The sequence below is a fragment of the Sphingobacterium sp. SGL-16 genome (assembly GCF_011043515.1).
GTDB lineage: Bacteria > Bacteroidota > Bacteroidia > Sphingobacteriales > Sphingobacteriaceae > Sphingobacterium > Sphingobacterium litopenaei.
Genome location: NZ_JAAKGQ010000078.1, coordinates 1 through 8375 on the forward strand (window position 1 = coordinate 1; position 8375 = coordinate 8375).

Consider the following 8375-nt stretch of genomic DNA (forward strand, 5'->3'; position numbering starts at 1 on the left):
GTCCATTTTCCCTCATTTGGATCATTTGAACAAGTTTTTCTTCTTTCTTCCATATACCAGATGAGATTTTCTGCTTAATATTTTCGTTAGTATAGTTCTCGGAATCCAAATTCGTTTTAATAGCAGGAGGGCTCTTTGATTCTGTTTCGGTATAAATAACTTTAGAAACCGTCCTAAAATAGCTGTAACCTTGCTGAATTCCCTCTTGAAGGGCATCACTTAAATTTTTCACTAAATGGAACCTGTAGACGATCTGGTTTGCTTCTGGAATAGCTTTTGTGGTGGCACTGGCATTAGCTGTGGCCCCATCCCGAGTTACATATTCTATTTCTTTATGATGGGATAGTGGTAATAACCCGTTTTAGTTTATTTCCAAATCATTTTGTGATGCATTGAAAGCATCAAATGATTTGTTCCAGAGTTTGAGCCCACATGCTGACGCAGATAGCCCAACTGTAAGCCTAGATTCTGCTTCAATTTATAACCCAATCCAGCATATGCTCGATTTCTGTCAAATGCCTTAATAGATTTGTTATCCGAAATGTTTAAGAATATTTCGTCGTATAGAGCCAAATAAACTCCATTCTTATCAAACTGCTTTGCACTCAACGGAATATCAGCAAACAAACAATACCTAAAACGACCTCTTAAATCTTGGTTTTCAATAAAACGTTCTTCGAATCTAATTCGGTGTCTTAATTTAGAACTCGAAATTCCGTGTGAAAATACACCTTCTTGGTAAATGCGATGCTCTGCAAAGGGATTATTTGGAGTACCCTCTAATTCTGTGTGGATAAAACCATAACCTAATGTGGCTTGGAAATAGGGTTTGAATTGATATTGACCACCTACTCGAATTAATGTTTGATTATGGTCTCCAATAATTTTATAATCACGAAGCTGCAATTCATGATGTAAACTAAATTTTGACTCTTTGATTTGTGTATTACCGAAATACATAAGCCAACCGTTCAATGATTGCGCTTGTGAAGAAATACAAATAGTTAAAGTAAATAATAGAATTAATGCTCTCATGCTTCGAAAATAAGACCTAACAAGTTCACATTATGCGCATTTGCTGTAACAATTTTGTATAAAAAAAGTGAACTGTTAAAGTTCACTTTAGAATTTTGTTTAGAAAGTCCTCTTTTCCAAATACTCATTTTCTTTTAAAGTCATGAGTTCTTTGTCTTGCTTTTTCTTGTCATAATAACCGCATAAATGCAATACGCCATGAATAATCACGCGGTGTAATTCATCTCTTTCGGTTACTGCGAATTTTGCGGCATTTTCACGAATTCTTTCTATAGAGATAAAGATATCTCCAGAGATCTCATCCTGCTGTTCCGAGGAATCAAAAGTTACAATATCTGTGTATGTATCATGATTCAAGTATTGCTTGTTGATGTCTAATAAATATTCATCTGAACAAAATACAAAAGTTAATTCTCCTATACGTCTGAATCCCTCAGATTTGATGGTGTCTCCAATCCAAGTTCTAACTTTTGCTTTATCCTTAAGAACAAAATCAATATCTTCTGAAAAAAATGAAATATCTTTTAATGCCATTCTATTAAAATCCTTTTGTATCCATATATGTTTGCAAAATAATCGTCGCAGAAATCGTATCCACCAATCCCTTATTTTGCTTTTTATTCTTTTTCATGCCCGATTGCGCTATAGCCGAGGAAGCCATTTTTGATGTGAAACGCTCATCCACTTCTACAACATTGATTGCAGGAAATTCCTTTTTTAATTTTCGTACAAATCCTACAACATGCTGAGCCGATTCGGAATCTGTGCCATCCATTTGCAGAGGTCTACCAACTACAAAAGTTTCAATTTGCTCTTGTTGCAAATAGTCTTTCAAGTATTTAAATATATCATCAGGATGCACAGTGGTCAACGCAGTTGCAATTATCTGTAACGGGTCCGTAACAGCTATCCCAATACGCTTTGTACCATAATCAAATGCCATTAATCGCATAACCTCAAAAATTTTAACAAAGGTACAATTCATTATTGATGATAAAAATCTATAACTTTGGTCGTATATTTTAGTTTTTATGCGATTTATCTTATACCTATTACTATTTCTATTGCCATTTGGAAGCAAGGCTCAAACATATCAGCAAAAGATTGATTCATACAGGAACGAAATAAAATCCAAATTTGAGAAGGATACTTTTGGTCCATTACGTAAAGAAAATATTGGCTATTTGGATTATTATACCGCAAATGAAAACTTTGTTGTTCAGGCAGATGTAGAAATATTGTTCGGTGAAAAACCTTTTCGAATGCCTACTTACGATGGAACTAGCAATGATTATAAGCGATATGCCTTACTTCATTTCGAAATTTTGGGCGAGAAACACACATTAACGGCTTATCAAAGTGCCGCTATATTTCAAAATCCCCAGTATAAAGATTATTTATTCTTACCTTTCATTGATGAGACAAATGGATTTGAGACATATACTGGTGGCAGATACATTGAATTAGATGCATCAAAAGTGGTCAACGGAAAAATTACAATTGATTTTAACAAAGCATACAATCCATATTGTGCATACAGCTCTGGATACAGATGTCCAAAGCCACCAGCAGAAAATATACTTCAAACTCATATTTTAGCTGGAGAAAAAGCATATAAAGGACCAAAGAACGAAAGACCAGTCAATAAAGCTATGGCAAAGAACTTTACAGAAAAAGAAAAAAACATTATTTCTACTGGCGATACAAGCAGCAAATTGCACGTTTACCAAACTACAAATGAGAAAGAATTGGCGGTATTAAAAGCTACTTCCCAAGATATTAATATAGATGACCCATTATTAGAAATTTTGGAAAAAAGAATGCTTGCAACAGTTCAAGCGCCAGAGCATGCAGGTGTGGGCATTGCAGCTCCTCAAGTTGGAATCAATAAAAATTTGATATGGGTACAGCGTTTTGACAAAGCAGGTGAGCCTTTTGAATTTTTTATCAATCCAAAGATTATTTGGCGATCAAAACTAACGCGCCTGGGTGCTGAAGGTTGTCTTTCTATACCTGACAGGCGTGATGATGTTACAAGAAGCTATGCTATTAGATTGCAATACTGGGACAAAAACGGAAATGTTATTGAAGAAAACATTGAGGGGTTTACTGCTGTAATATTTCAACATGAAGTAGATCATCTTTACGGAATTTTATATCCAGATCGTCTAGAAGAACAAGCGGCAAATCAAAAAATAGAGCTAAACGAGAAGTTGAAATTTTCTATTGAAAACGGAAATATAAGACCATAAAAAAGGCAGCTTTAAGCTGCCTTTTTTATCTTTCCACTAATTTTATTTCATACAATTTTGGCCAAAGCTTACCTGTCACAAATAATCTTTTATTGGCTGAATCATAGGCTATGCCATTAAGTTCATTATTAACTGGAGCTCTTTCAGAATATAATCCCACTAGATTAATACGACCTTCTACTGCACCAGTTTTCGGATCAATAATTACAATTATATCTTCACCATAAATATTGGCATATACTTTACCATCAATATATTCTAACTCATTTAGGGAGTTAACAGGTCCATTTTCATCATAAATACCCAGAGAAGACTCTTCTTTTCCTGTCTCGGCATTTAAAAAGTAAAGACGGTTAGTGCCATCCGACTTAATTAAGCGATTGCCATCGTAAGTTAGTCCCCATCCTTCAAGGCTATTTTCATATGAAAATTCACTTAATTTCTTAAAGGAGTCTTTAGAATAGAAAAAACCTTTCTTTTCTCTCCAACTTAGAAATGCTATTTTATTTCCTACAATGGTCATTCCTTCACCGAAAAATCCTTCTGGTTTTTCCATCTTAAGAATTTTTCCTGAGTTCAAATCTACTTTACGCAGTGTTGTCACCACACCTTCGCTAATTAAATCGTCAGGTGAACCTGTCGTTTCATAAAGAACGCCATCTGCATATTGTAAACCTTGTGTATATGCTTTGGTATCATGAGGATATTCTTTTATTACTTCGAAAGCATAATTTTTTGCAGTGGGTGGTAATACTATTACGTTGCTATAAGCTATATCTTCTTTTCCTTCTGCATATATTTTGGCAGACAATGACCTGTCTCCAAAACCATAATCCTTCGTGTTAAAAACTACACTTGAAGTATCAGTTTTCGTAATAAAGTGCTCTCCATCGATGGAATAAACTACCGAGTCCAAAGATGTAAATGGAATGTTGAGTGTAAGTTTTACCTGTTCTCCAAAAGCTACGCGTTGACCTGATTCTGGTTTTACAAATTCAAATTTTCCTTTTTGTGATTTACAACCTCCAATGGCTATTAAAATAGCTAAGGATAATCCTGATATTAATTTTATGCGCATGTTTTTTTGTTTAATTGCTCCAAAAAGCATCCTTAATTAATTCTATTTTGTCTGAATCTAAATATACTGATACAATATCAAAGCGAATCTCGCCTTCGTAATTATTTACCTCAAGATACGCTTCTCCGGCTTGAATTAGATTCTTTTGTTTTTTGTCATCCACGAAATTTGCTGGTTCACCAAATAAATTGGATTTTCTACTCTTTATCTCTACAAGTACTAGGTAAATTCCTTCTTTAGCAATAATATCTACTTCCCAATATTTGTAGCGCCAATTTACTTTTAGAATTTCATATCCATTATTTCGAAGATAATTTAATGCTAAGTTTTCACCAAATCTTCCGGATTCTAGATGCTTAGCCATATCAATATATCTAAGAGTAATGAATGTTTATTTTATTACGATATTTCCTAATAATTGACCTAGCATTTTCTCTGCTTCTTTAAGCTTTTGATATTTATGTAGTTCAATTTCCAGATCTTCTGCTGAAAGATTCTTTTTCATTTCTTCACGCACCTTATGCATTTCACGAGAGAATTTACGTTTTTTGATTCGATAGATTGCCTGGATTACTAATTCCTTTAAATGTTCAATCTCTTGTGTGACATAAATTTTTCGTTTATCATCATTCCAATTGGGACTGATTTCATATTTTGAAGCAATACAATCAATTGCTAAAGCAGCCACGTCTTGGTCTGGAGAGGATATAAAAAATTTAGCATCTGGTACTTCAAAATTTTCAGCTTGCTTTTGAAATTCTATAATGATTTTATGACATGTGTTGTCCTCAAATTCAATATCATCTAAACTTCCTAACAAATACGGGGCTACAGGAATATCTCCGTCTCCTTCCCAGGTAACGAGTTCTCTTCCGTAATTAAGAAGTATTCGAACAATTTCTCTTTCTTGAAGTAATTCTGATGTTAATTGTTGGGTCGCATGTGAATCGATACCTGCTTCTTTTTTTTCATCCTCGGTGAGAAAGAAATCAGCAGGAGGCATATCAGCAGGAAAGTCCCCCGCTAATGGAGCTGAAGGTGTTTGATATCCTTTGCTTTGAACAGATTTCTTATCCTGGGCTTTAGCTTTGCCCAGACGAATTTTGTTTAACTCCGATAAAAGTATACGTTCTTCAATATCTAGAAGCGAACTACATTGTCGTATAAATACCGAAACCTTTATTTCATCGGGAATCAAAGCTATACTGGTAACCACTTCGCGAATAACTTCCGCTCGCTTAATAGGGTCGTCTTTTGCATCCTTCAGCAGTATATTCGTTTTATAAAAAATGAAATCCTCTTGATTTTTTTGTATATATTCTTTGAACGCTGAGGAGCCAACTTGTTTAGCGTAAGAGTCAGGGTCATTGCCGTCCGGAAATAATAAAACCTTTACATTCAAGCCTTCTTCCAGCAGCATATCCGTACCACGCAATGAAGCTTTTATCCCTGCGGCATCTCCATCATATAAGATAACTACGTTTTTTGTGAAACGCGAAATAAGCTTAATCTGTCCCGTTGTAAGTGAGGTTCCCGAAGAAGAAACCACATTTTCAACTCCAGTTTGATGCATAGCGATCACATCGGCATAACCTTCTACCAAATAGCACAGGTCAGCATCCATAATGGCTTTCTTGGCAAAATTTAAACCATAAAGAACATCCGATTTGTGATAAATTTCAGACTCGGGAGAGTTTACATACTTGGCTACAGATTTTTCGGTTTTGAGCGTACGTCCACCAAATCCTATTACACGTCCAGTCAAATTGTGAATAGGAAATATAACACGTCCTCTAAATCTATCGTATAGGGATTTATCGTCGCGCTCTATTGCAAGTCCAAGTTCTGCTAAAAAACTTTCATGAAAACCAGCTTTTTTAGCTTCATCGACTAAAGTTGTCCATTGGTCTGGTGAATAGCCGAGTTCGAACTTTTTAATGATATCTTCACGATATCCGCGCTCTTTGAAATAGGACAATCCAATGGATTTACCAAAATCAGTCTCCCAAAGATTTTGTTTGAAGAATTTGCTAGCCCATTGATTTAAGATATATAAACTTTCTCGTTTGTCTTGGGCAGCAATTTGAGCGGGGCTGCGTTCGATCTCTTCTATTTCAATACCATATTTGTTTCCCAGGTATCGAATGGCTTCTGGATAAGTAAACTTCTCCAGCTCCATAATAAATTTAAGTGAATCTCCACCTACTCCACATCCAAAGCACTTATAAATTCCTTTAGCTACTGAAACGTGAAAGGATGGGGTTTTTTCGTTATGAAATGGACAATTCCCTATAAGCGAGGTGCCCCGCTTTTTTAAGTCAACAAAATCCCCTACAACTTCCTCGATACGAGCTGTATCTAATACTTTCTCTATTGTTTCCTTTGCTATCAATTTTCTATCCTTTCAATTGAATATGACGTATTTCAAATTTAGAAAAATAATTAGTCAATCTTCAGAAATAAAAATTAGATAAAATAAAAAAGGTGGAATTGTAGTTCCACCTTATAAAATTCCCTCTTAATATTTATTATTTTATCCTGCTGCTATTGAGGCATCTTTACTAAGATGGTTCAATAAAGAAGGATTTAATATATTACAAGTTCTTAGAAGATCGCGAATAGGATATTTAGCAACTACATCTTGCAATGCAGCTAAATGTTTCTGGTGATGTAAATCGGTTCCTACAAAATCATACATACCTGATTTTAGCATAGTTAATGCGGCAACTTTTACTTCTGTACCGTAATATCTGCTTATTGATAATAGATTCAATTGCAACAAACACCCTGCGTCTTTAATTTGTTTGTACATATCAAAATTATAATGATAGTAATTATAACGTTCAGGGTGAGCTAAAATAGGTTTATAACCTAAATTATGAATGTCTAAAATAGTTTGGAATAAAGCCTTTGATTCTGCCAAGTAGGACATTTCAATAAGAACGTATCCGCCCGGCATCACACATAAATTGTCTTTTGCAATTAGTGGAACTATACCATCATCTATCATATGTTCTGCCGCCGCAAAAATTTTAGATTTGCTTCCTTTCTGTGACAATGCTTCGCTTAGTGATTTATAGGCTTCGTTAATTGTTGATTTGTTGTTTGGGTGTACTCCATCCATTATATGAGGTGTACAAATAAAATTTTGAAACCCAAGACCATTTAATCCTTTTATTAAATCTAAGGATTCATCTACTGAAGGACTTCCATCATCTATCCCTGGTAGTAAATGGTTGTGCATATCCACTTCTAAAAAAGAAAGTTTCCCTAAAGATCTAACCTTATCACCTTCCACTTTTTTAGAACCAAATATTTTAGAAAAAAAACTCATAATATAATTTAACAAATTAAATTAGGCAATTTAAAATTTTTAGCGCCTTAATTTTTAATTATCCCTATCATTAGGTATTAGGCAATTTCCATGCCATGTCTCATTAATAATGTTAAAATATATCACAAAAATACTATATGAATAGTTTTGTTACAGTATAATAATTTTTTTATTAAGTAAATGTAGATATGTGTTTACATGTTTATGGAGAAAATCTTTTTGTATATGTGATGAAATAAACTGTAAGTATGATTATAGCTGTTGATTTTGATGGGACTATTGTAGAACATAAATTTCCCCAAATTGGGAAACCCATACCTTATGCATTTGATACACTTAAGCAATTGCAGAACGAAAATAATACGCTCATTCTTTGGACAGTTACAGAAGGTCATTTGCTAGAAGATGCTATTAAATTTTGTGCAAAAAATGGCTTATATTTTTATGCTCATAATGCCAATTTTCCAGAAGAAGATAGATCTTTAGCTCCTCGCAAATTAAAAGCGGACTTATTTATCGACGATAGAAATTTTGGAGGACTTCCTGATTGGCACTTCATTTATCAATCTATTCAGCAGAAAAAAGCGTTAAATTTACAATTTGATTTAGAGCTTTCATCTAGACCTGCTAAAACAAAAAAGGGATGGTTGTTTTTCACATAATATACGATATACGT

Annotated in this window: 10 protein-coding genes; 2 read left to right on the plus strand and 8 right to left on the minus strand. The window is 34.2% G+C overall.

The genetic code is table 11. The features are described from left to right. From G5B32_RS16275 to ruvX, 4 genes are all read right to left on the minus strand, one after another. The coding region (locus tag G5B32_RS16275; protein WP_165292559.1) for a transposase at nt 1-328 on the minus strand (328 nt) is incomplete at its 3' end. Nucleotides 329-366: 38 nt separating this feature from the next. Then, nucleotides 367-1035, minus strand: a complete 669-nt coding sequence (locus G5B32_RS16280) for a DUF2490 domain-containing protein (protein WP_149914150.1) — start codon at nt 1033-1035, stop codon at nt 367-369. A 99-nt stretch (nt 1036-1134) separates the two neighbouring features. Then, nucleotides 1135-1569, minus strand: a complete 435-nt coding sequence (gene ybeY, locus G5B32_RS16285) for an rRNA maturation RNase YbeY (RefSeq protein WP_165292553.1) — start codon at nt 1567-1569, stop codon at nt 1135-1137. 4 nt (nt 1570-1573) lie between these two features. Continuing rightward, nucleotides 1574-1987: a Holliday junction resolvase RuvX gene (ruvX, locus tag G5B32_RS16290; protein WP_149914180.1), complete on the minus strand. Its 414-nt coding sequence runs from the start codon at nt 1985-1987 to the stop codon at nt 1574-1576. A 79-nt stretch (nt 1988-2066) separates the two neighbouring features. Between ruvX and def the strand changes: the two genes are divergently transcribed. After that, nucleotides 2067-3287, plus strand: coding sequence for a peptide deformylase (gene def / locus G5B32_RS16295; protein WP_165292554.1), 1221 nt, complete (start codon nt 2067-2069; stop codon nt 3285-3287). 25 nt (nt 3288-3312) lie between these two features. On the opposite strand, the gene G5B32_RS16300 is transcribed toward def, so the two are convergent. The 4 genes from G5B32_RS16300 to G5B32_RS16315 form a co-directional block, all read right to left on the minus strand. Beyond that, on the minus strand, nt 3313-4365 hold the full coding sequence (locus G5B32_RS16300; protein ID WP_165292555.1) for a glutaminyl-peptide cyclotransferase: 1053 nt from the start codon (nt 4363-4365) through the stop codon (nt 3313-3315). A gap of 10 nt (nt 4366-4375) precedes the next feature. After that, on the minus strand, nt 4376-4729 hold the full coding sequence (locus G5B32_RS16305) for a YraN family protein (RefSeq protein WP_165292556.1): 354 nt from the start codon (nt 4727-4729) through the stop codon (nt 4376-4378). A gap of 27 nt (nt 4730-4756) precedes the next feature. Continuing rightward, nucleotides 4757-6757, minus strand: a complete 2001-nt coding sequence (gene dnaG / locus G5B32_RS16310) for a DNA primase (protein ID WP_165292557.1) — start codon at nt 6755-6757, stop codon at nt 4757-4759. 141 nt (nt 6758-6898) lie between these two features. Continuing rightward, on the minus strand, nt 6899-7699 hold the full coding sequence (locus G5B32_RS16315) for a tyrosine-protein phosphatase (RefSeq protein ID WP_206366938.1): 801 nt from the start codon (nt 7697-7699) through the stop codon (nt 6899-6901). Between the two features lie 248 nt (nt 7700-7947). Between G5B32_RS16315 and G5B32_RS16320 the strand changes: the two genes are divergently transcribed. After that, on the plus strand, nt 7948-8361 hold the full coding sequence (locus tag G5B32_RS16320; RefSeq protein ID WP_165292558.1) for a BT0820 family HAD-type phosphatase: 414 nt from the start codon (nt 7948-7950) through the stop codon (nt 8359-8361). The last annotated feature ends 14 nt before the right edge of the window (nt 8362-8375 follow it).